Annotated in this window: 24 protein-coding genes; 15 read left to right on the top strand and 9 right to left on the bottom strand. The window is 68.9% G+C overall.

Annotation, left to right across the window (positions count from 1 at the left end; genetic code table 11):
- Positions 1 to 160 precede the first annotated feature (160 nt).
- Entirely contained in the window at positions 161 to 439 is a 279-nt protein-coding gene (locus tag OR37_RS16780) for a DUF1272 domain-containing protein (RefSeq protein WP_004622522.1), read from the bottom strand.
- Between the two features lie 329 nt (positions 440 to 768).
- Here OR37_RS16780 and carA point away from each other — a divergent pair, with 329 nt between their 5' ends.
- The 3 genes from carA (at position 769) to OR37_RS16795 (ending at position 3,821) form a co-directional block, all read left to right on the top strand.
- Positions 769 to 1,935: a glutamine-hydrolyzing carbamoyl-phosphate synthase small subunit gene (gene carA / locus OR37_RS16785; protein ID WP_004622523.1), complete on the top strand. Its 1,167-nt coding sequence runs from the start codon at positions 769 to 771 to the stop codon at positions 1,933 to 1,935.
- A gap of 94 nt (positions 1,936 to 2,029) precedes the next feature.
- Positions 2,030 to 2,767, top strand: coding sequence for an SDR family NAD(P)-dependent oxidoreductase (locus OR37_RS16790; protein WP_004622524.1), 738 nt, complete (start codon positions 2,030 to 2,032; stop codon positions 2,765 to 2,767).
- A 13-nt stretch (positions 2,768 to 2,780) separates the two neighbouring features.
- Positions 2,781 to 3,821 (top strand): alcohol dehydrogenase family protein, encoded by a 1,041-nt coding sequence (locus OR37_RS16795; protein ID WP_004622525.1) that lies wholly within the window; start codon positions 2,781 to 2,783, stop codon positions 3,819 to 3,821.
- 279 nt (positions 3,822 to 4,100) lie between these two features.
- Here OR37_RS16795 and OR37_RS16800 read toward each other — a convergent pair whose 3' ends face one another.
- A complete protein-coding gene (locus tag OR37_RS16800) occupies positions 4,101 to 4,331 on the bottom strand; it encodes a hypothetical protein (protein WP_004622527.1) in 231 nt (76 codons plus the stop codon).
- A 146-nt stretch (positions 4,332 to 4,477) separates the two neighbouring features.
- Here OR37_RS16800 and OR37_RS16805 point away from each other — a divergent pair, with 146 nt between their 5' ends.
- Positions 4,478 to 5,146: a DUF998 domain-containing protein gene (locus OR37_RS16805; protein ID WP_054508578.1), complete on the top strand. Its 669-nt coding sequence runs from the start codon at positions 4,478 to 4,480 to the stop codon at positions 5,144 to 5,146.
- A 67-nt stretch (positions 5,147 to 5,213) separates the two neighbouring features.
- Positions 5,214 to 5,921 (top strand): FABP family protein, encoded by a 708-nt coding sequence (locus OR37_RS16810; RefSeq protein WP_235046593.1) that lies wholly within the window; start codon positions 5,214 to 5,216, stop codon positions 5,919 to 5,921.
- A gap of 13 nt (positions 5,922 to 5,934) precedes the next feature.
- Here OR37_RS16810 and OR37_RS16815 read toward each other — a convergent pair whose 3' ends face one another.
- Both OR37_RS16815 and OR37_RS16820 read right to left on the bottom strand, forming a co-directional pair.
- Positions 5,935 to 7,497 carry an oleate hydratase gene (locus tag OR37_RS16815; RefSeq protein ID WP_004622533.1) on the bottom strand — a complete coding sequence of 521 codons (1,563 nt, stop codon included), beginning with the start codon at positions 7,495 to 7,497 and terminating at the stop codon, positions 5,935 to 5,937.
- A 117-nt stretch (positions 7,498 to 7,614) separates the two neighbouring features.
- Complete coding sequence (locus tag OR37_RS16820) at positions 7,615 to 8,643, bottom strand: AI-2E family transporter (protein WP_004622534.1); 1,029 nt, start codon at positions 8,641 to 8,643, stop codon at positions 7,615 to 7,617.
- Positions 8,644 to 8,731: 88 nt separating this feature from the next.
- Here OR37_RS16820 and OR37_RS21885 point away from each other — a divergent pair, with 88 nt between their 5' ends.
- Complete coding sequence (locus OR37_RS21885) at positions 8,732 to 9,109, top strand: hypothetical protein (protein ID WP_165570624.1); 378 nt, start codon at positions 8,732 to 8,734, stop codon at positions 9,107 to 9,109.
- On the opposite strand, the gene OR37_RS16825 is transcribed toward OR37_RS21885, so the two are convergent.
- A complete protein-coding gene (locus tag OR37_RS16825) occupies positions 9,094 to 9,714 on the bottom strand; it encodes a TIGR02466 family protein (RefSeq protein WP_004622536.1) in 621 nt (206 codons plus the stop codon). The two genes, OR37_RS21885 and OR37_RS16825, sit on opposite strands and share 16 nt — an antisense overlap.
- Positions 9,715 to 9,822: 108 nt before the next feature.
- Here OR37_RS16825 and OR37_RS16830 point away from each other — a divergent pair, with 108 nt between their 5' ends.
- From OR37_RS16830 to uvrC, 5 genes are read left to right on the top strand one after another with little or no spacing between them, the layout of a single operon-like run.
- Complete coding sequence (locus tag OR37_RS16830; protein ID WP_004622539.1) at positions 9,823 to 10,689, top strand: hypothetical protein; 867 nt, start codon at positions 9,823 to 9,825, stop codon at positions 10,687 to 10,689.
- A 13-nt stretch (positions 10,690 to 10,702) separates the two neighbouring features.
- Positions 10,703 to 10,927: a hypothetical protein gene (locus OR37_RS16835; RefSeq protein ID WP_004622540.1), complete on the top strand. Its 225-nt coding sequence runs from the start codon at positions 10,703 to 10,705 to the stop codon at positions 10,925 to 10,927.
- Positions 10,928 to 10,962: 35 nt separating this feature from the next.
- Complete coding sequence (locus OR37_RS16840) at positions 10,963 to 11,283, top strand: hypothetical protein (RefSeq protein WP_004622542.1); 321 nt, start codon at positions 10,963 to 10,965, stop codon at positions 11,281 to 11,283.
- A gap of 3 nt (positions 11,284 to 11,286) precedes the next feature.
- Positions 11,287 to 11,568, top strand: a complete 282-nt coding sequence (locus OR37_RS16845) for a type II toxin-antitoxin system RelE/ParE family toxin (protein WP_004622544.1) — start codon at positions 11,287 to 11,289, stop codon at positions 11,566 to 11,568.
- Between the two features lie 17 nt (positions 11,569 to 11,585).
- Entirely contained in the window at positions 11,586 to 13,499 is a 1,914-nt protein-coding gene (gene uvrC, locus OR37_RS16850) for an excinuclease ABC subunit UvrC (protein WP_085953279.1), read from the top strand.
- 40 nt (positions 13,500 to 13,539) lie between these two features.
- Here the strand turns inward: uvrC and poxB are convergent, their stop codons facing one another.
- Complete coding sequence (poxB, locus tag OR37_RS16855) at positions 13,540 to 15,282, bottom strand: ubiquinone-dependent pyruvate dehydrogenase (protein ID WP_004622548.1); 1,743 nt, start codon at positions 15,280 to 15,282, stop codon at positions 13,540 to 13,542.
- Between the two features lie 227 nt (positions 15,283 to 15,509).
- Here poxB and OR37_RS16860 point away from each other — a divergent pair, with 227 nt between their 5' ends.
- Positions 15,510 to 16,079, top strand: coding sequence for a sigma-70 family RNA polymerase sigma factor (locus OR37_RS16860; protein WP_004622550.1), 570 nt, complete (start codon positions 15,510 to 15,512; stop codon positions 16,077 to 16,079).
- Here the strand turns inward: OR37_RS16860 and OR37_RS16865 are convergent.
- Entirely contained in the window at positions 16,076 to 17,263 is a 1,188-nt protein-coding gene (locus OR37_RS16865) for a kynureninase/PvdN C-terminal domain-containing protein (RefSeq protein WP_035017621.1), read from the bottom strand. The genes OR37_RS16860 and OR37_RS16865 overlap by 4 nt on opposite strands.
- The gene (locus OR37_RS16870; RefSeq protein ID WP_004622554.1) at positions 17,239 to 18,030 is read right to left on the bottom strand and encodes a tryptophan 2,3-dioxygenase; all 792 of its coding nucleotides are present in this window, start codon (positions 18,028 to 18,030) and stop codon (positions 17,239 to 17,241) included. Before OR37_RS16870 ends, OR37_RS16865 begins: the two co-directional genes overlap by 25 nt.
- A gap of 103 nt (positions 18,031 to 18,133) precedes the next feature.
- Between OR37_RS16870 and OR37_RS16875 the strand changes: the two genes are divergently transcribed.
- Positions 18,134 to 18,592 (top strand): Lrp/AsnC family transcriptional regulator, encoded by a 459-nt coding sequence (locus tag OR37_RS16875; protein ID WP_004622556.1) that lies wholly within the window; start codon positions 18,134 to 18,136, stop codon positions 18,590 to 18,592.
- A gap of 156 nt (positions 18,593 to 18,748) precedes the next feature.
- Here OR37_RS16875 and OR37_RS16880 read toward each other — a convergent pair whose 3' ends face one another.
- A complete protein-coding gene (locus OR37_RS16880; RefSeq protein ID WP_004622559.1) occupies positions 18,749 to 19,270 on the bottom strand; it encodes a glycine cleavage system protein R in 522 nt (173 codons plus the stop codon).
- 123 nt (positions 19,271 to 19,393) lie between these two features.
- On the opposite strand from OR37_RS16880, the gene OR37_RS16885 reads away from it, so the two are divergent.
- Both OR37_RS16885 and OR37_RS16890 read left to right on the top strand, forming a co-directional pair.
- Complete coding sequence (locus OR37_RS16885; protein ID WP_004622561.1) at positions 19,394 to 20,392, top strand: glycosyltransferase family 2 protein; 999 nt, start codon at positions 19,394 to 19,396, stop codon at positions 20,390 to 20,392.
- Complete coding sequence (locus tag OR37_RS16890; protein ID WP_004622564.1) at positions 20,389 to 20,826, top strand: GtrA family protein; 438 nt, start codon at positions 20,389 to 20,391, stop codon at positions 20,824 to 20,826. Before OR37_RS16885 ends, OR37_RS16890 begins: the two co-directional genes overlap by 4 nt.
- Positions 20,827 to 20,828: the final 2 nt, after the last annotated feature.

The following is a 20,828-nucleotide window of genomic DNA, read 5'->3' on the forward strand; positions in this document are numbered from 1 at the left end:
GGACGCGCGCGGGATCGACTGTCCTGGCCATTTTCCGGGCCGAGAGCGCGTTAGGTTTAGGTGTGAGCGGCCAAGCCGCCAGAACGCGCTCTAGATATTTGAATCCATAAACTTTTTATCCACTTCAAATAAAGTCCATTTGAAGCGGATAGGCTCGGATCTAGGCCCAGCGGGCCGGCTCCGGCGCGGGCTTCGGCGGCGGGGCGTACCGGTGGCCCCTATGCACCCGCCGCAGCGAGGCCGGATAGCGGTGCAGCTGCGCGTCCGGGCGGATCGGCCGCGCCACCAGCCCGCCGCCGCAGTCCGGACAGGTCTCGCCAAAGCGCAGGTCGGCGCAATCGGCGCAGAAGGTGTGTTCGAAGGTGCAGATTCGGGCCGCGGGACTGGCCGGCGGCAGGTCCGCGTCGCAGCATTCGCAGTTGGGACGCAATTCGAGCATGGGCCGTCCTCCCGTGATCGTCGCGCTTCGATGCCTCGAAAGCCTTACATCATAAGGGCTTTTGGGGCCTTGGCGCGAGGGCGGACGTTCGTCGATCACGGGAATGTGGAGCCAAGCGAAAATCGCGTGATCAGGCGGGGTTGACCCCCTCCCCCATACCCCCTACACACCGCGCCGTTTGCGCGGCGGACGGGCCAAAAACCCGTCCGCTTTCTTGCAAGGAAGACGCCCCGGCGCGCCGGGGCTGGGCGGGGTTACACCCGACCCGCCTTTTTGCGAAAATGACCCCGCCCAATTCCGGGCCACCGCGTTCAGGAGCGCTCAACAGAATGTCCCAAGACCTTCTCCCCGGCGTTACCGGCGTCCTGGCCCTGGCGGACGGAACGATCCTGCAAGGCGTCGGCTGCGGCGCGGTCGGCGACGCGGTCGGCGAGGTGTGCTTCAACACCGCCATGACCGGCTATCAGGAGATCCTGACCGACCCGTCCTACATGGCCCAGATCGTGGCCTTCACCTTCCCGCACATCGGCAATGTCGGCACGAACGCCGAAGACCTGGAACAGATCACGGGCGTGGCCGAGACCGCCGCCCGCGGCGCCCTGTTCCGCGACGTCCCGACCCAGCAGGCCAACTGGCGCGCCAATGGCGACTTCGACGCCTGGATGAAGACGCGCGGCGTCATCGGCCTGGCCGGCGTCGACACCCGCGCCCTGACCCGCAAGATCCGCGAGACGGGGATGCCGCACGGCGTCATCGCCCACGCGCCCGACGGAAAGTTCGACCTCGAGGCGCTGGTCGCCAAGGCCAAGGCCTGGGCCGGCCTGGAAGGCCTGGACCTGGCCAAGGACGCCTCGACCACCCAGACCTTCACCTGGGACGAGGGCCTGTGGTCGTGGCCGGAAGGCTACGCCAAGCTGGACAAGCCCAAGTACGAGGTCGTGGTCGTCGACTACGGCGTCAAGCGCAACATCCTGCGCGCCCTGGCCCATGTCGGCGCCCGCGCCACGGTGGTGCCGGCCTCGACCTCGGCCGAGGAGATCCTGGCGCGCGATCCCGACGGCGTGATGCTGTCAAACGGCCCCGGCGACCCCGCCGCGACGGGCCAGTACGCCGTGCCGGAAATCCAGAAGCTGGTCGCCAGCGGCAAGCCGCTGTTCGGCATCTGCCTGGGCCACCAGATGCTGGCCCTGGCCCTGGGCGCCAAGACCGTGAAGATGGAACAGGGCCACCACGGCGCCAACCACCCGGTCAAGGACCTGACCACCGGCAAGGTCGAGATCGTCTCGATGAACCACGGCTTCACCGTGGACTCCGCGTCCCTGCCCGCCCCGGTGCGGGAGACCCACGTCTCGCTGTTCGACGGCACCAACGCCGGCATCGCCCTGGCCGACAAGCCGGTGTTCAGCGTCCAGCACCACCCCGAAGCCTCGCCCGGCCCGACGGACAGCCTGTACCTGTTCGAGCGCTTCGCCGGGCTGATGGATCAAGCGAAGTAGGCCTTTGAAATCCCTCTCTCTTGAGAGAGGGATTTGATGTTTTGACCGCCCCTACGTCACCCGGCGCTATCCTTCGAAAACGGAGGACGCCAGGATGATCGACGATACCGACTTCACCGGCAGGCGTGTGCTGGTCGTGGGCGGGTCCAGCGGGATCGGCAACGGGATCGCGCACGCCTTCAAGGCGCGGGGCGCCGAGGTCGCCGTCTGGGGCACGCGGGCCAGCGCGGCCGACTATGACCCGGCCGAGGGCTCCGACCTCTCGGGCCTTTCCTACGCCCGCGTCGACGTCGGCGATCCGGACGCCGTCGAGGCCGCGACCGCGCCGTTCGAAACCCTGGACGTCCTGGTCCTCTGCCAGGGGACGGTCGTCTACAAGCGCGGCGAGTTCGAGCGGGCCGGCTGGGACCGGGTCATGGCCGTCAACCTCGACAGCCTGATGTCCTGCGCCCGCCGCTTCAAGCCGGCCCTGACGGCGAGCCAGGGCAGCGTGATCATCGTCAGCTCGATCTCTGGCCTGAAGGCCAATATCGGCAATCCGGCCTACGCCGCCTCCAAGGCCGGGGCGATCAGCCTGACCAAGACCCTGGGCCAGGCCTGGGCGCCCGAGGGGGTGCGGGTCAACGGCCTGGCGCCGGGCCTGGCCGAGACCAAGCTGACCAAGGTCACCACCCAGAGCCCCGAGCGCCTGGCCGGAGCGCTGGCCGCCATCCCCCAGCGCCGGATGGGAACGCCCGCCGACATGGCGGGGGCGGCGCTGTTCCTGGCCTCGCCCCTGGCGTCCTACGTCACCGGCCACACCCTGGTCGTCGACGGCGGCCTGTCCCTGTGATCGGAGAAGAGCCATGAAAGCCCTGCGCTACCACGGCGCCCGCGACGTCCGGTACGAGAGCATGGACGACCCGACGCCCCAGTCGGATCGCGACGCGATCGTCAAGGTCACCACCTGCTCGATCTGCGGCTCGGACCTCCACATCTATCACGGCCACGGCTTCTCCGAGGACTTAGGGTTCTGCGTCGGCCACGAGGCGGTGGGCGAGGTGGTCGAGGTCGGGCGCGGCATCCAGCGGCTGAAGGTCGGCGACAAGGTGATGCTGCCGGCGGCGGTGGGGTGCGGGCGCTGCCGCTCGTGCCTCTCGGGCGTGGTCAATACGTGCGAGTACGGCCAGGCCGGCTGCTATGGCCTGTCGGCGCGGCTGCAGGGCTCGCAGGCCGAGGCCGTGCGCGTGCCAGCCGCCGACATGAACGCCGTGCCGGTGCCGGAAGGCGTCTCGATGGAGCAGGCGCTGATGATGACCGACGCCCTGGCCACCGCCTGGTTCGGGGCGCGCAACGCCGAGGTGCGGCCCGGCGCCAGCGTGGCGGTGATCGGCCTTGGCCCCATCGGCCTGATGGCGGTCGAGAGCGCCTATGTGATGGGCGCGCACGTGGTCTACGCCATAGACCCCCTGCCCGCCCGCCGGGCCCTGGCGCGAGAGGCCGGCGCCATAGCCCTGTCGCCCGACGAGGCCAAGGACCGGATCCGCGAGGACACCAAGGGCCGGGGCCTGGACTGCGTGATCGAGGCGGTGGGCGGCGAGGCCACGGTCGACGCGGCCCTGCGCCTCGCGCGGCCGCGCGGCGTGGTGTCGGTGATCGGGGTGCAGCAGGCCCGGCGCTTTCCCTTCCCGCTGGAGCGCGCCTTTGCCGCGGGCCTGACCTTCCGGGTCGGGACCTGCTCGGTGCCCGAGGAGCTGCCGGCCCTGTTCCCGCTGGTCCGCTCGGGGCGGCTGAAGCCCGAGAAATATGTCAGCCACCGCCTGCCGCTCAGCCAGGGCGCGGAGGCCTATCGCCTGTTCGAATCCCGCGAGGCGGGCGCGCTGAAGATGGTGCTGACGCCGGACTGAGCGGCGCGAAAGGGGGGCCGCCTCCCGCGACACGGGGGGCGCGGCGGGAGGCGGCGGCCAGACGCCGACAACTCGGGGGCGTCTTCGGCGTCTGGCGTGGGCTCGCGCGCGCTTCGGGTGACGCACCGAAGCGTTGGGCAGGCCCAAGAGGGGGGAGGAAGGCCAAGAGCGTGACGCCGAAAGTGGGAACCGGTTTCGGCGCGTGTCACGCTCTAAGTATTTGATTTAGAGCCTCGTTATCGCGTCAAAACGATTCCGTTTTGACGCGATAACGAGGCTCTACGCCTTGATGTCCAGCAGGGCGCCGGCCATCTGGTCGGCGGTCTTGGCGACCACCGCGTTGGCCTTGAAGTCCTGGACCGCGCCGATCTGCTCGGTCCGCTCCTTCACGTAGTCGTCGTCCTTCTGCTTCTCGGTCGCCGCGTCCGTGGCGGCGACGCGCTGGGCGCTGGCGTAGAGACGACTGGCGGCGGCCGACATTCCGGCGGCGGCGATGCTAAGGGCCTGCATGGGGGCCTCCTTGCGGCTTCCACGCGGTTATCGTCGATGTTGGGTTAAGCCCTGGCGTGCGAAGATGGTGAAATTGCCCCGGAGCCCTAAATTTTTCGGCGCGGAAATCGGGCGCGGGAACATTGACCGCTTCCCCGCGAGGAGCGATTTTCGGGCTCTCGTTCCAACCAGGGTCTCACGCTGTGCGCGGCACCGGCGCTTTCCTGAAGATCGGCGTGATCGCGCCGGCCATCATGGTGGCCGACGTGGTGGTGGCCCAGCGGCTGTTCCCCGGCTTCGACGCCGGCGCGCAGTTCATCAGCGAGCTGGGCGGCCCCAAGGCGCCCCTGCCCGAGGTCTTCAACTACGGCATGATGCTGGCGGGCCTCGCCGGACTGCTGGCCGGCGCCGGCTTCGCCCACGCGCTGGAAGAGGCCGGCGGGCGGCGGGTGGTGTCTGCCTTCGCGGGCCTGTTCGTAGCCCTGACGGGCCTGGGCGCCTTCTTCGCCGGGGTGTTCCACTGGCCCGACCCGATGCATCGCGCCTGCGGCGTGGGCCTGGGCATCCAGTTCGCGCCGCTATTCGCCGCCTGGGCCCTGTGGGGCAAGCCGGGCTATCGGCGGCTGGCCAACTTCTCGCTGGGTTGGTTCTTCGGCCTGCTGCTGGTCTTCGCCCTGCTGACCGGGGTGTGGAACGTCCGCACCGGCCACGATGTCGGCTACTGGCAGCGCGGGCACGCCTTCCTGGGCCTGCTGTGGCTGGCCATCGCCGCCTGGACGCTGGAGAAGGGCTGGCGGGCCTCGCTGGCTCCCGACCCCGCCCCGGCGACGGCCTGACAAGGCCCGCTTGACGGCGCCGCTTGACGCGGCCCGGCGTCTCGTAGAGGCAAGGCCGAGCTTGACCTTGGCGGACCGTCCGATGATCACCTTCGACTACGACGACATCTTCACCGAGCCGGAAGACGTCGATCCCAACACCCTGGACAATCTGGGGCCGCTGCGCCGCCTGGCCGGCGTCTGGGAAGGCAAGAAGGGCGTCGACCTCAATCCCAAGGCCGAGGGGCCCGAGCGCCGCGAGTTCCTGGAGCGCATCGAACTCCAGCCGATCGACCCCCAGGCCAACGGCCCGCAGCTGCTGTACGGCCTGCGCTATCACATCCACATCGTCGCCTCGGACGAGGATGTCACCTTCCACGACCAGGTCGGCTATTGGCTGTACGAGCCGGCGACCGGGATGATCCTGCAGACCCTGGCCATCCCGCGCGGCCAGACGGCCCTGGCCAAGGGCGAGGCGCTGGCCGACGGCTCGGGCCTTTCCGTTCGCGCGGACCGGGGCGGACCGGGCTATGGCCTCTGCTCCAGCGACTTCCTGGAATGGGCGTTCCGCACCGACTCCTACCAGCTGGACGTCACCTTCGAAGCCGACGGCGGCTGGTCCTATGTCTCGACCACGATGCTGCAGGTGCGCGGCCGCGCGGCGCCGTTCCGCCACGTCGACCGCAACACCCTGCACAAGGTGGCCGAGCCCCGGCCCAACCCGTCGGCCCGGATCGCGGCCGGCGAGGCGAGCCTGGCGCGGGCGCACGGCTTCGTCTCGATCGACCACGACTGACGGGACAGGCCGGTCAGGCGATCGCCTTGCCGATCGTGTGCAGCAGCACCGACGGCGCGTGATCGTGGCGGGTCACCGCCGGAATGGGCCGATCGACGCCCATCAGTTGGTAGACCGCCGTCTGGGCGGCGCGCACCGAATATTCGACGGTGAACACCACGTCGTCGGCGACCTCGACGAACTGACTGATGAAGGCCAGGTTCTTGGAATTGACCGGCACGGGAACCGGCCGATCGGCCTTCTTGCGCGGCATGAACATCGAGGTGATATAGGGCAGCCGGCACGGCACGCAGGTGGCGTCCTCGAACACCTCCGCGCCCAGGCCCAGATGACCGCACAGCTCCTCCAGGATCTCGCGCCCGCCGCACTCGCTCATCGGCTTGGCCACGAAGTCGCCGACGCGGTCGGGATGCAGGGCGTAGCCCCAGAACACCGACCAGCCTTCCGGCTGATCCACGAAGTGGGGCTGGTGGTACAGGACCACCGACATCAGCCAGCGCGAGTCCTTGAACGTCACCAGCCCGCCCGTCCCGGCCCGGTTGCCGGTGAAGGCCTGCATGGCGTCGAAGAAGCGCGGGTTGCGGCAGGTGACGGTGAACGACTCCCACAGGCTGCGCTGGATCGCCGTGTTGAAGGCCGCGGGATTGCCGAACTCGGGGCGGCCCTCGGCGATCTTTTCCCACAGGGCCCAGCCCTGGCTGTCGGCCTTGGTCAGGCGCGGCGGCGGGGCGTCCATGGTCCCGAGGCTCGTGGCGTCGGTCATCGAGCCGTTCTGGAAGAAGACCTGGTCGCGCTCGCCCAGCGACAGGACCTCGCGGCGGCCGTCCTGAAGCAGGGTCAGGCCGGTGACGCGGTGCTCGCCATGCTCGGTGACGATGTCCATGTCGGTCACGACCGTGTCGCCGACGAACCGGACGCCCCGTTCGCGCAGCCAGCGCTCCAGCGGCGCGACGATGGCGTCATACTGGTTGTAGACGGTGCGCTTGACCCCGCCCAGGGTGTCGATGCGCGGGAACTCGTTGAGGAACCGGTGCAGATACCGCTTCAGCTCGACGGCGCTGTGCCAGGGCTGGAAGGCGAAGGTCGTCTGCCACATCAGCCAGAAATTGGTCTCGAAGAACGGCGGCGACAGCCAGTCGGTGATCGGGCTGTCGCCCAGGCTCTCCTCGGACGCGCCCATCAGCTGGACCAGCTCCAGCCGGTCATGGGCCGAAAAGCCCATGTGGCTGACATCGACCTTGTGCAGGTTGCGGTCGACCAGCCGCGCTTGCGAGTGGGAGACGTTGCGCTTGTTGAACGCCACCGTCTGCTCCAGCACCGTCTTGTCGGGATCGTCGTTGCTGGGAATGGTCGACAGCAGGTCCCAGGTGCATTCGTAGTGGTCGGTGGTCAGCATCCGCCCGCCGCGCAGCGAGTATGACCCGTCGGGCAGCCGCGATCCGTCCAGCGCGCCGCCGAACACGGTCGGATGCTTCTCGAAGAGGGTGATGTCGGCGCCGTCGACGTTCGCGTCGCGGATCAGGAACGCCGCGCCGGCCAAGGCGCCGATCCCGCCGCCGATGAAATAATGCTTCATGGCCTACTCTCCTTACCACGGATGACCGAGGCCCCGACCTTGGCCCAAGCGCGCGGACGCGCCTTGACCCGCGTCAAGGAGAGGCAAGAGCTTTGGGATCGAGAAGACGGGCGAGGCCTACTCGGCCGCCTCCATCGGCGTCGGGTCGCCATCGTGCGAGATCAGCACCGCCACCCAGCGCAGGTCGTCGTACTGGGCCAGGCCGTACATCAGGGCCAGGGTCAGCGGGATGGCCAGGAACGCGCCGGGCACGCCCCACAGCACCGTCCACATGCCCACCGCGATCAGGCTGGCGGCTGGATCGATGTTCTGGCTGTCGGCCTGCATCTTGGGCAGCACCAGGTTGCCGACGATCGACGAGACGATGTGGATGCCGACGAAGACCATGATGGCCGGCGTCAGGCTGGGGAACTGCAGCAGCGCGAACAGGGTCGGCCCCAGGCTGCCGACCATCACCCCCAGCACCGGGAAGTAGGAGAACAGGAAGATCACCAGGCTCCAGAACAGCGCGTTGTCCAGGCCGACGGCGAACATCGCCACGGCCGAGCCCACGGCGATCATCAGCCCGGTCATCGTCTGGACGTACATGTAGCTCTCGACGCCGGCGAAGCTGCGCTCCAGCACGGTGGCCAGGCCCCGCCCGCCGCGCGCGGCGACGATCCGCTCGACGCGCTTTTCGATCATCGGCCGCGAGATCAGCAGGAAGAACAGGAAGATCAGGGTCAGGCCGAAACCCGCCGACGCGTCCTGGACGCTGGTCAGGAGTTGGTCGGCCAGCGGTCCCAGCTCGACCTTCTGAGACAGGGCCTCGAGGCTCAGGGTCCCGCCGCCGGGCGGATGGATCAGGGCCAGCAGCTGATTGATGCGCGCCAGCATGGCCGGCATCTCGTCGACGATGCGCGAGGCGCCCTCGATCATCAGGGCGATGCTGGCGACGATGATGCCGCCGACGATCACGGCGGTGATGACGAACACCATCCAGCGTCGGGCGTTGGGCAGCACCCGCACCACCCGGTCGCTCAGCGACGTGATCAGGATGGCCAGGACCAGCGCCAGGGCGAACGGCCACAGCACGGCGCGGAACACATACAGCAGCCCCGCCGCCACGGCGAAGTTCACCAGAAACGATGTGCCCGTCTTGCTCACTTGGCCTCCGCGGATCGACCGATGGGCGATGATCCCTCGGCGGTCGATAACACTCCCCTAGCGTAAAGCGCTACCGGAGAGGCGAGGCTTGAGCTTTTTCCGAGAAGCGCCCCGCGAGACATCACGCGGCGGACGCGAAACGGAGATCAGGGCGGGGATCGCGCGAAACGCGCCGCGATCAGCTCGACTGGTCCTTGTCCTGCTTCTCTTTCTTCGCCTGGTCATGATGCCATTTGATGGAGAAGAACATCCCGACTCCCAGAACCAGAATCTTGAGCGGGAAGAAAACGAGCGGAAACCAGTCTACCGAATTCAAAGCGCTGCTCCAGGAAATCGCCAGAAAACGATGATCTTTGTTTTCCGTCTCGCCAGGAGTTCTAGCAAATTCATCCGCGCGGGCGTCCTGGACAAAGTGTCCAAGCGCGATATCCTGCGCGAAGCCGCTCCGCTCTACCGCCAGGCGTAGTTGAAGCTGACGCTGATCCGCTGTTCGTCGGCCTGGTTGGGCGTCACCTCGTGGCGTAGCCAGCTCTCCCACATCAGGATCGCGCCGGGCGTGGGTCGGACATAGACGAACGGTTGCAAGGTCTCGGGCGCGTCGGTCTTTCGCGTCGGCGCGGCCATCATCATCGGCAGGCGCGGATCCTCGAACTTGATGGCCGAGGCGCCCGGCGGGATGGTCACATAGACCGTGCCGGAAATGACGCTGTGCGGGTGGATGTGGCCGGTGTGCTGGCCGCCCGGCTCCAGGATGTTGATCCAGAAGCTGTCCATGACCAGCTTGCCGCCCGCCAGGTCGAAACACAGGTCGCGCGCGAAGGCGGCGGCGTGGCGGTCGAGCTTCTTCTTCAGGTCGGCGAACAGGCTGTCGCGCTGGGGCAGGTCGTTCAGCGAGGCGTAGGAGGTATAGCCCAGATAGCCCTTGTTATAGCCCCAGGCCTGACCGGCCTCGTCCTCCTCGGCGATGGCGACGCAGGCGTCGTGCAGCGCGTCGATGAAATCCTCGAAGCCCTTCTCGCCGGCCAGGCTGGCTTCATAGAGCGGGGTGACGAAGAGGCTGCGCGGGGTCATGAGGCGCGGCGTAGTCCAGGCGCGGCGAACATGTCAAAGACACTTTCTAGTTGTTTATTGTCAATATAAACGCCAATGTGGCGCTGGGGCGGCTTTCGAGGGGGAGACATGCGCCAGGTCATCTTCGCCATGCTGGGCGTCGCGGCGATCGGGCTGGGCGGCTGTCAGTCGCTGCAGGGCTATCCCGCGCCGCTCGAGACCCCGAAACAGGCGCTGGCCCTGGTTCAGGCCGACACCCGGCCGGCCGCTGTCACCGCCTATGACGGGATCACCGACCCCGCCCTGCGCCGGACCAAGCGCGACCAGATCGTCCGCGCCCGCCTCTATGCGATCGACGTCAATTACGACGACTTCGTGCGAACCGTCAGCGGGCAACAGAAGACCTTCGCCATCGGCGCGGACCTGGTGTCGGCCGGCCTGACCGGCGCGGCCACCCTGGCCAAGAGCGCCACGACCAAGACCCACCTGACCACCTATGCCAGCGCCGCCCTGGGCGTGCGCTCGACGGTCGACAAGGAGCTGTTCTACAGCAAGACCCTGCCGGCCGTGGTCTCCCAGATGGACGCCTCGCGCAAGGCGGTGCTGGCCAAGATCGCCGAGGGCCTGGCCAAGCCGGACGGCGACTATCCGCTGGTCGCCGCCCTGGCCGACCTGCAGGACTATTACACCGCCGGGACGCTGAACGGCGCGCTGAACCAGATCGCCAAGGACGCCGGGGTCAAGGCCCAGGCCGCCGAGGACCGCATCGCCAAGGTCACCACCATCGCGACCGCCTATGACGACCCCAGCCGCAAGCTCTCGGCCTACTGGCGCAAGGCGGACGGGAGTTACGACTCCGCCCACGAGGCCAAGATGCTGGCCTGCCTGGGCCCCGGCGCGACGACGCTGCAACTGACCAACCTGATCCACGGCGACAGCGCCACGCAGAAGAACGCCCTGATCGCCTGCCTGACCGCCGCCGGCGAAAAACTCTGAGAGGATCGAGCCCATGACCGACACCTCCGGCGCCGCTTCGGCTCCGACCACCCGCCATCCCGAGGCTCCGACGACCAGCCAGGCGCTGCGGCAGTACGTCTATACCGGCGTCTCCGAAGAGCAGCGGCCGATCCTGGTCGCGGACCTCTGGCACGCCGGCGCCCTGCGGGTCGACGTGGTTCGCGACCCGGGATCGAACCCGGCGACCTACACCGTCACCGCCACCTTCCCCGCGTGATTGACGCCCTCCGCGCTCGGGCGGATCATGACCGCATGGCCGACGGCGAACTGATCCTGACCCTCGACGCGGCGCTCGCCGAGCGCCTGCGGCTTCGCGCCGAGGCGGCGGGGCTGAGCGTGGAGGCTTACGCGCACGATATCCTGCGGCGCGACGTCGACCCGCCAGGCCTCGCGGAGAGGGAAACCCGATGGGACGGCCGTTTGCGGCCCCGCTCGCCCGAAGACGACCTCGACCAGAATTCCAAAGCCTATTCCGACTATATCGAGCGGATCTGCGACGAGGCCGAGCGCTCGGGCGGCGTTCCCTGGGAACAGGTGCGAGCGCGCCTGCGAAACTTCGGCCAACCTCGCTGACGCGTGCGCCGGATCGTTTTCACCGAACTGGCGAATAACGATATCAACAGGCTTGAAGCTTGGCTTATCGAGCGGGGCGCGCCCTATGCGCGCGGCCTCGGCCTGGAGCTTGTCGACGCCATCGAAGGGCTGATGGATTTTCCAGAACGCGCGACCGTCAGCCGCGACGGCCGCTATCGCGAGCTCTACATCTCGTTCCATTCGAACCAGTACGTGATCCAGTATCAGGTGCGCGGCGACCTCGTCGTCATAGCGCGCATCAGACACAGCCTCGAACGTCGCTGAACCCGCCGGACTCGCCTATATCTCCGGCCGTGACCGACGCAACGACCGACACCCCCACCCCTCGCCTGACCGGCGCCGCCCTGATCAAGGACGAGGTCACACGCCTGCCCGACGCGCCCGGCGTCTACCGCATGATCGGCGAGGCCGACGAGGTGCTGTACGTCGGCAAGGCCAAGAGCCTGAAGAAGCGCGTCGTCCAGTACGCCCAGGGCCGCTTCCACACCAACCGCATCGCCCACATGGTCGACGCGACGCGGGCCATGGAGTTCGTCACCACCCGCACCGAAGCCGACGCCCTGCTGCTCGAGATCAATCTGATCAAGTCGCTGAAGCCGCGCTTCAACGTGCTGCTGCGCGACGACAAGAGCTTCCCCGAAATCGTCATCCGCCGCGACCACGACGCGCCGCAGTTGCGGAAACATCGCGGCGCCCACACGATCAAGGGCGACTATTTCGGACCGTTCGCCAGCGCCTGGGCGGTGAACCGCACGCTGAACACCCTGCAGAAGGCCTTCCTGCTGCGCTCGTGCAGCGACAGCGTCTACGAGACGCGCGACCGGCCCTGCATGTTGCACCAGATCAAGCGCTGCGCCGCCCCCTGCACCGGCCTGATCGGCAAGGACGACTACCAGGCCCTGGTCGACCAGGCCGAGGCCTTCCTGCGCGGCAAGTCCCGCGCGGTGATGGCGCAGATGGCCAAGGCGATGGAGGACGCGGCCGAGGACCTGGAGTTCGAGCGCGCCGCCCGCCTGCGCGACCGCATCCGCGCCCTCTCGGCCGTCGCCCAGGAGACCCAGATCAATCCCGAGACGGTCGAGGAGGCCGACGTCGTGGCCCTGCACGTCGAGGGCGGCCAGGCCTGCGTGCAGGTGTTCTTCTTCCGCGCCGGCCAGAACTGGGGCAACCGCGCCTACTTCCCGCGCGTGACCGGCAACGCCGATGAGAGCGAGGACGAGACCACCACCGAGGAGCAGCGGATCCTCACCGCGTTCCTGGGCCAGTTCTACGACGACAAGCCGATCCCCCGCCTGATCCTGACCAATGTCCAGCCGGCCGAGGCCGCCCTGCTGGCCGAGGCCTTCTGCGTCAAGAGCGGCCGCAAGGTCGAGATCAGCGTGCCCAAGCGCGGCGAGAAGGCCGACCTCGTCGCCCACGCCCTGACCAACGCGCGCGAAGCGCTGGGCCGCAAGATGGCCGAGGGCTCGGCCCAGACCAAACTCCTCGCCGGCGTGGCCGAGGCCTTCAAGCTGGACGCCCCGCCCGAGCGGATCGAGGTCTACGACAACAGCCACATCCAGGGCACGAACGCCGTGGGCGGCATGATCGTGGCCGGCCCGGAAGGCTTCATGAAGGGCCAGTACCGCAAGTTCAACATCCGCGGCGCCGACCTGACGCCCGGCGACGACTACGGCATGATGAAGGAGGTGCTGAAGCGCCGCTTCGCCCGCCTGGTCAAGGAAGAGGAGGAAGGCGACGACGCCAATCGCCCCGACCTCGTGCTGGTCGACGGCGGCCAGGGCCAGCTGGACGCGGCCCTGGAGATTATGGCCGACCTGGGCGTCGACGACATCGCCGTGGTCGGCGTCGCCAAGGGCCCCGACCGCGACGCGGGCCTGGAGCGCTTCTTCCTGCCCGGCCAGCCGCCCTTCATGCTCGAACCCAAGTCGCCGGTGCTCTACTACCTGCAGCGCCTGCGCGACGAAGCCCACCGCTTCGCCATCGGCGCCCATAGCACGCGGCGGTCCATGGACCTGAAGAAGAACCCGCTGGACGAGATCGAAGGCGTCGGCCCCGGCCGCAAGAAGGCCCTGCTCCACGCCTTCGGCTCGGCCAAGGGCGTCAGCCGCGCCAGCGTCGAGGACCTGGTCAAGGTCGAGGGCCTCAGCCAGGCGCTGGCCGAGCGGATTTTCGGGTTTTTCCGGAAGGGTTGAGGGGGGCGGCCCGAACAGACACCATCGTCGCCGCCGCCCCTCAGCGGAAGATCGACTTCAGCAGGTTGCCGTGGGCCACGAGGTCGATCAGCGTGTCGCCCTGGCCGTTCAGCACCGCCTTCAAGCCCCAGAGGCCGAAGCCCTTGACCTGGTCCAGCTGGATGTGCGGCGGCATCGACAGTTCCTGCTGGTAGGTGACGACGTCCAGCAGGGCCGGACCCGGGTGGGCCAGCACCTCGCGCACGGCGGCCGGCAAGGCGCTGGGCTTGTCGACCCGCACCGCGTGGAGCCCGGCCGCGCGGGCCACGGCGGCGAAGTCGGGGTTCTTGAGGTCGGTGCCGAACTCCAGGAAGCCGCCGCCCTTCATCTCCAGCGCGACGAAGCCCAGCGAGCCGTTGTTGTAGACCACGATCTTCACCGGCAGGTTCTGCTGGCGCAGGGTCAGGAGGTCGCCCATCAGCATGGCGAAGCCGCCGTCGCCCGACAGGCTGATGACCTGCCGGTCGGGGAAGGCCGCCTGGGCGCCGATCGCCTGGGGCATGGCGTTGGCCATCGAGCCGTGCACCAGCGAGCCCAGCAGGCGGCGACGGCCGTTCATCTTCAGATAGCGCGCGGCCCAGACCGTGACCGTGCCGACGTCGAAGGTGAACACCGCGTCGTCGGCCGCCGCCTCGCTGATCAGGCGGGTCAGGTACTGGGGATGGATCGGCTGGTCGTCGGACGTCTGGGCCGCCAGAGCGTCCAGGCCGGACCGGGCCTTCGCGTATTCGCTCAGCGCCTCGTCCAGGTGCTGGCGGTCGGTCTTTTCCGTAAGCTTGGGCGTCACCGCCTCGATCGTGGCCTTGACGTCGCCGACCATCGCCAGGTCCAGCCGCGTCCGTCGGCCCAGGGACTCGGGGTTCAGGTCGACCTGCGCCACCCGGGCGTCCGTCGGATAGAACTGGCGATAGGGGAAGTCCGTGCCCAGCATCAGCAGCGTGTCGCAGGCCTTCATCGCGTGATAGCCCGATGCGAAGCCGATCAGGCCGGTCATGCCGACGTCATAGGGGTTGTCGCCCTCGACATGCTCCTTGCCGCCCAGGGCGTGGACGATCGGCGCCTTCAGGCGCTCGGCCAGGGCCATGACCTCGGCGTGGGCGCCGGCGCATCCGCGCCCGCACAGCAGGGTAATCCGCTCGCCGGCGTTCAGGAACTGGGCCAGGGCGTCGATGTCGCGCGGCGCCGGCGTCACCACCGGCGGGGTCAGGCGCAGGCTGGCGGCGGCGGCGATACCCGCCTCCACCGTCTCCAGGGCGATGTCGCCAGGAATGATCACCACCGCCACGCCGCGCCGGCCCACGGCCACGCGGATCGCCGTCTCCAGCACGGCCGGCAGTTGCGAGGGATGCGAGACGAGCTCGCAATAGTGGCTGCACGTCTCGAACAGCGCCTCGGGCTTGGTCTCCTGGAAATAGCCGCGTCCGATCTCGGCGGACGGAATGTGGGCGGCGATGGCCAGGACCGGCACGCGCGAGCGATGGCAGTCGAACAGGCCGTTGATCAGGTGCAGGTTGCCCGGCCCGCACGACCCGGCGCAGACCGCCAACTCGCCGGTCAGCGCGGCCTCGGCCCCGGCCGCGAACGCCGCCACCTCCTCGTGGCGGGTGTGGATCCAGTCGATGTCGCCGCGGCGGCGCAGCGAGTCGGTGATCCCGTTCAGGCTGTCGCCGACCACGCCATAGATGCGGCGCACGCCGGCCTGGGCCAAAACGTCCGTGACCAGATCCGCGACCTTCTGGGCCATGTCGAAACCTTTCCTGTACGCGGCGTACTGACGCCCATCCTAGGGGCCGACAAAGACTAAAAGATATCCAGCCTCGCCTCGCGCCCGACGAATACGGGCGAGCGCCGCTTAAAGTTGCAATGAGCGCCTCGCGGCGATCTCGGCCGCCGCCCATCGCCCTTAACCGTTGGAACCTCCCCCGTTCCGGCTCGTTGTAGAGCTCGAGAGATTGTCGTGGGAGGCCCATCATGGACCAGCAACAGACCAAGACCTTCGAGCGCGAGCTGATCGCCCTGATCCCGCATCTGCGGGCCTTCGCGCGGTCGCTGTGCGGCGACGCCACCAGCGCCGACGACCTGGCGCAGGAGGCCGTGGCCAAGGCCTGGGCCAGCCGGGCCAGCTATCAGATGGGCACCAACATGAAGGCCTGGACCTTCATGATCCTGCGCAACCAGTTCTATTCGGAAAAGCGCCGCAGCTGGCGCTCGGTGGGGCTGGACCAGGAGACCGCCGAGCGGACCCTGGTGGCCAACACCAATTTCGACGGCGCCATCGCGCTGGACGACTTGCGCCAGGCGATGCAGATGCTGCCCGAGAGCCAGCGCGAGGCGCTGATCCTGGTCGGCGCGGGCGGCTTCTCCTACGAGGAGGCGGCCGAGGTGATCGGCGTGGCCGTCGGCACGGTCAAGAGCCGCGTCAGCCGGGCCCGCAACGACCTGGTCCGCATCTTCGAGACCGGCGACTATGTCCGCGACGGCCAGCCGGTCGGCGAGGCCATGGCCTCGATGCTGAAGACGTTGGAGCGCCTGGCGGCTTAGTCGGATATTCCCGCGCACGCCGCGCGAAACGCCGCGATGTCCGCCTCGTCGTGATAGATCGACAGGCCCACGCGCAGCACGTCGTCGCGGACGTCGACCACCACGCCCTTTTCGGCCAGCGCCTGTTTCCAGGCGCTGGCCTTTTGGTGTCGCAGGGCCAGGAAGCGCGCCTGGGGTCCCTCGCCGGGCGGATTGAGGACGATCGCCTCGCTCAACGGCCCGGCCTCTCCGGCCGCAATCGCCGCCAGCAGCCGCGCCTGCAGCCGCGTCGCGTGGGCCGCCATCGCCGCCGTGCTCAGCCCCTCGGCCTCCAGCATCCGCCCCGCCGCCACGAAGCGGTAGAGGCCCGACGGGTCGAAGGTCGCGCCCAGAAAGCGGCTGGCGTCGCGGGCGTAGCCGACCCCGCCGGGCGGCCCTTCCAGGTCGCCGAACTCGGCGTACCAGCCGGTCTGGACCGGGCGCGGGCCAAAGCCCGGCGGGGCGTGCAGGAACGCCGCCCCCTCCCCGGCCATGGCGTACTTGTAGCCGCCGGCGACATAGAAGATCCGGTCGGCGACCGCCGACAGGTCGGTCGGAACAGCCCGGAAGCCGTGATAGCCGTCGACCACGACCCACGACCCCTCGGGTCGGGCCAGGTCCGCCAGGTCCCAGACGCGCGCGAACACCCGGCCGGTCTTGAAGAAGACGTGGCTGGCGAAGATCAGGTCGAACCCGCCGTCCCGCGCCGTCGCCAGGAATCGCTCGGCGAAGTCGGGCGCGGCGCTGTCGATCAGGGTCGGCGCGATCAGCCCGGCCTCGGTCCAGCGGGCGGCCTGGCGGCGGAACGAATGGAACTCGCCGTCGGTGGCCAGCACCCGGATCGGACGCGGCCGCTCCAGCGCCGACAGCAGCCCGGTCAGCAGGACGTGGGTGTTGGGCGCGAACACCACCGTGTCCGGAGACGGCAGGGAAAGCTCGCGGGCGACCAGGGCTTGGGCGGCCGGATAGACCTGGCCCAGGGCCTTGTCCCACTTGTGGTCGGCCAGGACGGCGGCGTCCTCCCAGGCTTCGATCTGGGCCGCCAGGGTGACGTCGGGCCACAGGTGGTGGCTGTGGGCGGCCATGTGCAGCCGACCCGGCGCGGACAGGGCGCGCGAGAAAAGGTCCTTGCGCGCGCCGCTCACAGCTTGGTCCTCAGCGACCACAGCTCGGGGAAGGCCCGGCGGCGCAGGGTGGCGGCCAGATAGCCGACGCCGTCGGTGCCGCCGGTGCCCGGCCGCCCGCCGATGATCCGCTCGACGGTCAGCACGTGCTTGTGGCGCCAGGTGACCAGGGCGTCGTCCAGGTCGACCAGCTTCTCGGCCAGCTGGTACAGCTCCCAATAGCGCGGCGGGTCGCGATAGACCGCCAGCCAGGCGGCCTCCACCGCCTCGGACGCGACATAGGCCTGGGTGAAGTCGCGATGCAGGGCCGCGTCGGGCACGCTCAGGCCGTGCCGGGGCAGCTGGGCGATGGCCACGTCATAGAGGCTGGGCGCGGCCAGGGCCGCCTTCAGCATCGCCAGCCCCTCGGAGCCCTCCGCCTGGAACTTCAGGAAGCTCTGGTCCTTCAGGCCCAGCAGGTATTCCAGCGTGCGGAACTGGTGCGACTGGAAGCCCGAGCTCGACCCCAGCTCGCCCCGGAAGCTCAGATAGTCGGCGGGAGTCATGGTGGCCAGGATGTCCCACGACAGGGTCATCACCGTCTGGATCCGCGAGACCCGCGCCAGGGCCTTGTAGGCCGGCTCGACGTCGCCCGACGCGATCAGCCGCTTGGCCAGGCCGATCTCGTGGATGATCTCCTTGAGCCACAGCTCCTTGGTCTGGTGGATGACGATGAACAGCAGTTCGTCGTGCCGGTCGCTGAGCGGCTTCTGGGCGGCCAGCAGCTGGTCCAGGTCCAGGTAGCGGCCGTAGGTCATGGCTTGGGTCATGGCGGAACGTTAGCGGGCCTTCGGCGGAACATTGTTTCGCTTTGCGCGGCGACGGCCGGGCGCGTTAGAACGATGTTCTGGATTTCTGAAATCGAAAAGAACGATGACCTCGCTGACCCGCTCGGACCTGGCCATCCTCCGGATCCTGGAGGACGACGCCCGCATCTCGTTCGCGGCCCTGGCCGAGCGGGTGGGCCTGTCGAAGTCGCCCTGCTGGTCGCGGGTGCAGGCGCTGGAGAAACAGGGGGTGATCACCGGCTACCACGCCCGCATCGACCCCGGCGCGGTGGGCAAGGGCCTGACGGTGTTCGCCCAGGTGACCATCGACTTCACCCGCCACGAGGCCTTCGAGGCCGCCGTCCTGCGCCACCCGGCCATCACCGACTGCCACTCGACCGCCGGGGCCGGCGACTACCTGCTGCGCGTCGTGGCGGCGGACGTGGCCGACCTCGACCGCCTGCTGCGCAAGGACCTGAGCCAGCTGCCCGGGGTCCAGCGGTTCACGACGACGGTGTGCATGAAGGCGATCAAGGCCGGCGGCGGGGTGATGGCGGGGGCGTGAGGGCAAGGGTTGAGCGCCCCCTCCGTCTCGATGCGTATTCGCATCGATCCACCTCCCCCGCGCGCGGGGGAGGAGAACGCGAATTCCTCCTCCCTCGCGAAGCGGGGGAGGTGTCGCGCCGCGGATACGCGGCGAGACGGAGGGGGCGCTGAGCCCTCACCCCGCCGTCAGCGCGACATCGACCATGATCTCGCCCGAGATCGCCTCCAGCGCCGCCTGGACGGCCTCGGCCTTCAGGGTCGGGGGCAGGCGCAGGCGGGCTTCCAGGTGGAACAGCGGCGCGCCCGAGTGGGGCTCGACGCTGAGGCGGGTCTCGAAGGTCTCGATATTGGCGCCCAGGCCGCTGACCACGCCGGTGACCTGGCGGACGATGCCGGGGCGGTCCTGGCCGACCACCGAGAAGCCGACCACCTCGCCGGTCGCCTCGGCGGCCGAGGGCGCGGCGGCGGCGGCGATGCGGACCTCCAGGCCCTGGGCGTCCACCGCGCCGACGGCCGCGCGCAGGGCCTCGACCCGGGCCTCGTCCAGGTCCACCAGCACCGAGCCGACATAGAGCCCGCCCAGACGCGACAGATGGCTCTCCAGCCAGTTGCCGCCGGCCGAGAACACCGCTTCGGCCAGGGCCTCGGTCAGGCCGGGACGGTCGCTGCCGACGACGCTGAGGATCAGGGTGGCCATGTCGTGTCTCGCTGAAAGAACCCGGGCGCGGGCCGGGCGAGCCAGCCACGCGCGCCGTTCCGCGTCAATGCTCGGCGAAGTCGAGGCTTCCCCGGCCACGCCGAACACGGTTAAACCGGGGCCATGACCTCGTCGTCCGCGCCCCTCGCCGCCTCGCTCGTGACGCGCTCTCGCGTCGGCAAGCGGCTGTCGCTCATCGCCCCCTGCTACAACGAGCAGGAGGTCCTTGACCTGTTCTTCGCGCGGATCGACGCGGAGATGGCCAAGCTGGCCGTCGACTACGAGATCGTCTGCGTCAACGACGGCAGCCGCGACCACACCCTGGCGGTGCTTCTGAAGCACCATCAGCGCGACCCGCGCGTCAAGGTGATCAACCTAGCGCGCAACTTCGGCAAGGAGGTCGCCCTGTCGGCCGGGCTGGACGCCGCGGTCGGCGACATGGTGGTGCCCATCGACGTCGACCTGCAGGACCCGCCCGAGCTGATCGGCCAGTTCATCGCGGCCTGGGAGGCCGGCGCCGACGTGGCCTATGGCGTGCGCGTGGACCGCAGCGCCGACTCGCCGCTGAAGCGCTTCACGGCCCAGGGCTTCTATCGCGCCTTCAACCGCCTGTCGGACGTCGACCTGCCCTACAACGCCGGCGACTACCGGCTGATGGACCGCCGCGTGGTCGAGGTGCTGCGCCAGCTGCCCGAGCGCAACCGGTTCATGAAGGGCCTGTTCGCCTGGGTCGGCTTCCGGCAGACGCCGGTCCCCTACGCCCGACCCGAGCGCGCGGCCGGAACCAGTTCCTGGCGCTACTGGAAGCTCTGGAACTTCGCCCTGGACGGCATCACCTCGTTCAGCACCGCGCCGATCCGGATCTGGAGCTATGTCGGGGCGGTCGCCGGCGTGCTGGCCGTGGCCATGGCCGTCTTCATCGTGGCGCGCACCCTGCTGTTCGGCCGCGACGTGCCCGGCTATCCGTCGCTGATGGTGGTGATCCTGATGAGTTTCGGCCTGCAGATGCTGGCCATCGGCGCGCTGGGCGAATACGTGGCCCGCATCTATCAGGAGGTGAAGGGCCGGCCGCTGTACGTGGTCATGGACCGTTACGGGTTCGAGGCCCAGGAGCCGGCGTGACCCTGGCGAGCCTGCTCACGCCCCCGCGCCGGGCGTTCCTGATCTCGGCCCTGCGCTATGGCGTGGCGGGGATCTTCAACACCCTGGTCGGCTTCTCGATCATCCTGGCCCTGGACCTGGGTCTGCATCTGGACCCGCACCTGGCCAACGCCATCGGCTACGCCGTCGGGATCTGTGTCAGCTTCGTGCTCAGCAAGGTCTTCGTGTTCAAGGCCCGGCGGACGACCCGCTCGGCCCCGCTGCGCTACATCGTGGCCGTGGCCATCGCCTTCGCCCTGAACCAGGGCGTGCTGACCCTGGCCAAGCTGGTCCTGCCGACCGGCAAGCTGTGGAGCGTGGCCGCCCAGGGCTCGGCGGCGGTCAGCTACACCGCCGCCCTGTTCCTGCTCAGCCACTTCTGGGTGTTCGCGCACCGCGAGACGGCCGAGGGCTGAGC

Origin of the sequence: Caulobacter vibrioides OR37, assembly GCF_000372645.1 — a bacterium.
In the GTDB taxonomy this organism is placed as follows: Bacteria; Pseudomonadota; Alphaproteobacteria; order Caulobacterales; family Caulobacteraceae; genus Caulobacter; species Caulobacter vibrioides_E.

Bases quoted from the DNA above. Each gene is read 5' to 3' on its own strand.
- OR37_RS16780 (WP_004622522.1), bottom strand. From the start codon at position 439: ATGCTCGAATTGCGTCCCAACTGCGAATGCTGCGACGCGGACCTGCCG.
- carA (WP_004622523.1), top strand. From the start codon at position 769: ATGTCCCAAGACCTTCTCCCCGGCGTTACCGGCGTCCTGGCCCTGGCG.
- OR37_RS16790 (WP_004622524.1), top strand. From the start codon at position 2,030: ATGATCGACGATACCGACTTCACCGGCAGGCGTGTGCTGGTCGTGGGC.
- OR37_RS16795 (WP_004622525.1), top strand. From the start codon at position 2,781: ATGAAAGCCCTGCGCTACCACGGCGCCCGCGACGTCCGGTACGAGAGC.
- OR37_RS16800 (WP_004622527.1), bottom strand. From the start codon at position 4,331: ATGCAGGCCCTTAGCATCGCCGCCGCCGGAATGTCGGCCGCCGCCAGT.
- OR37_RS16815 (WP_004622533.1), bottom strand. From the start codon at position 7,497: ATGAAGCATTATTTCATCGGCGGCGGGATCGGCGCCTTGGCCGGCGCG.
- OR37_RS16825 (WP_004622536.1), bottom strand. From the start codon at position 9,714: ATGACCCCGCGCAGCCTCTTCGTCACCCCGCTCTATGAAGCCAGCCTG.
- OR37_RS16830 (WP_004622539.1), top strand. From the start codon at position 9,823: ATGCGCCAGGTCATCTTCGCCATGCTGGGCGTCGCGGCGATCGGGCTG.
- OR37_RS16835 (WP_004622540.1), top strand. From the start codon at position 10,703: ATGACCGACACCTCCGGCGCCGCTTCGGCTCCGACCACCCGCCATCCC.
- OR37_RS16840 (WP_004622542.1), top strand. From the start codon at position 10,963: ATGGCCGACGGCGAACTGATCCTGACCCTCGACGCGGCGCTCGCCGAG.
- poxB (WP_004622548.1), bottom strand. From the start codon at position 15,282: ATGGCCCAGAAGGTCGCGGATCTGGTCACGGACGTTTTGGCCCAGGCC.
- OR37_RS16860 (WP_004622550.1), top strand. From the start codon at position 15,510: ATGGACCAGCAACAGACCAAGACCTTCGAGCGCGAGCTGATCGCCCTG.
- OR37_RS16870 (WP_004622554.1), bottom strand. From the start codon at position 18,030: ATGACCCAAGCCATGACCTACGGCCGCTACCTGGACCTGGACCAGCTG.
- OR37_RS16875 (WP_004622556.1), top strand. From the start codon at position 18,134: ATGACCTCGCTGACCCGCTCGGACCTGGCCATCCTCCGGATCCTGGAG.
- OR37_RS16880 (WP_004622559.1), bottom strand. From the start codon at position 19,270: ATGGCCACCCTGATCCTCAGCGTCGTCGGCAGCGACCGTCCCGGCCTG.
- OR37_RS16885 (WP_004622561.1), top strand. From the start codon at position 19,394: ATGACCTCGTCGTCCGCGCCCCTCGCCGCCTCGCTCGTGACGCGCTCT.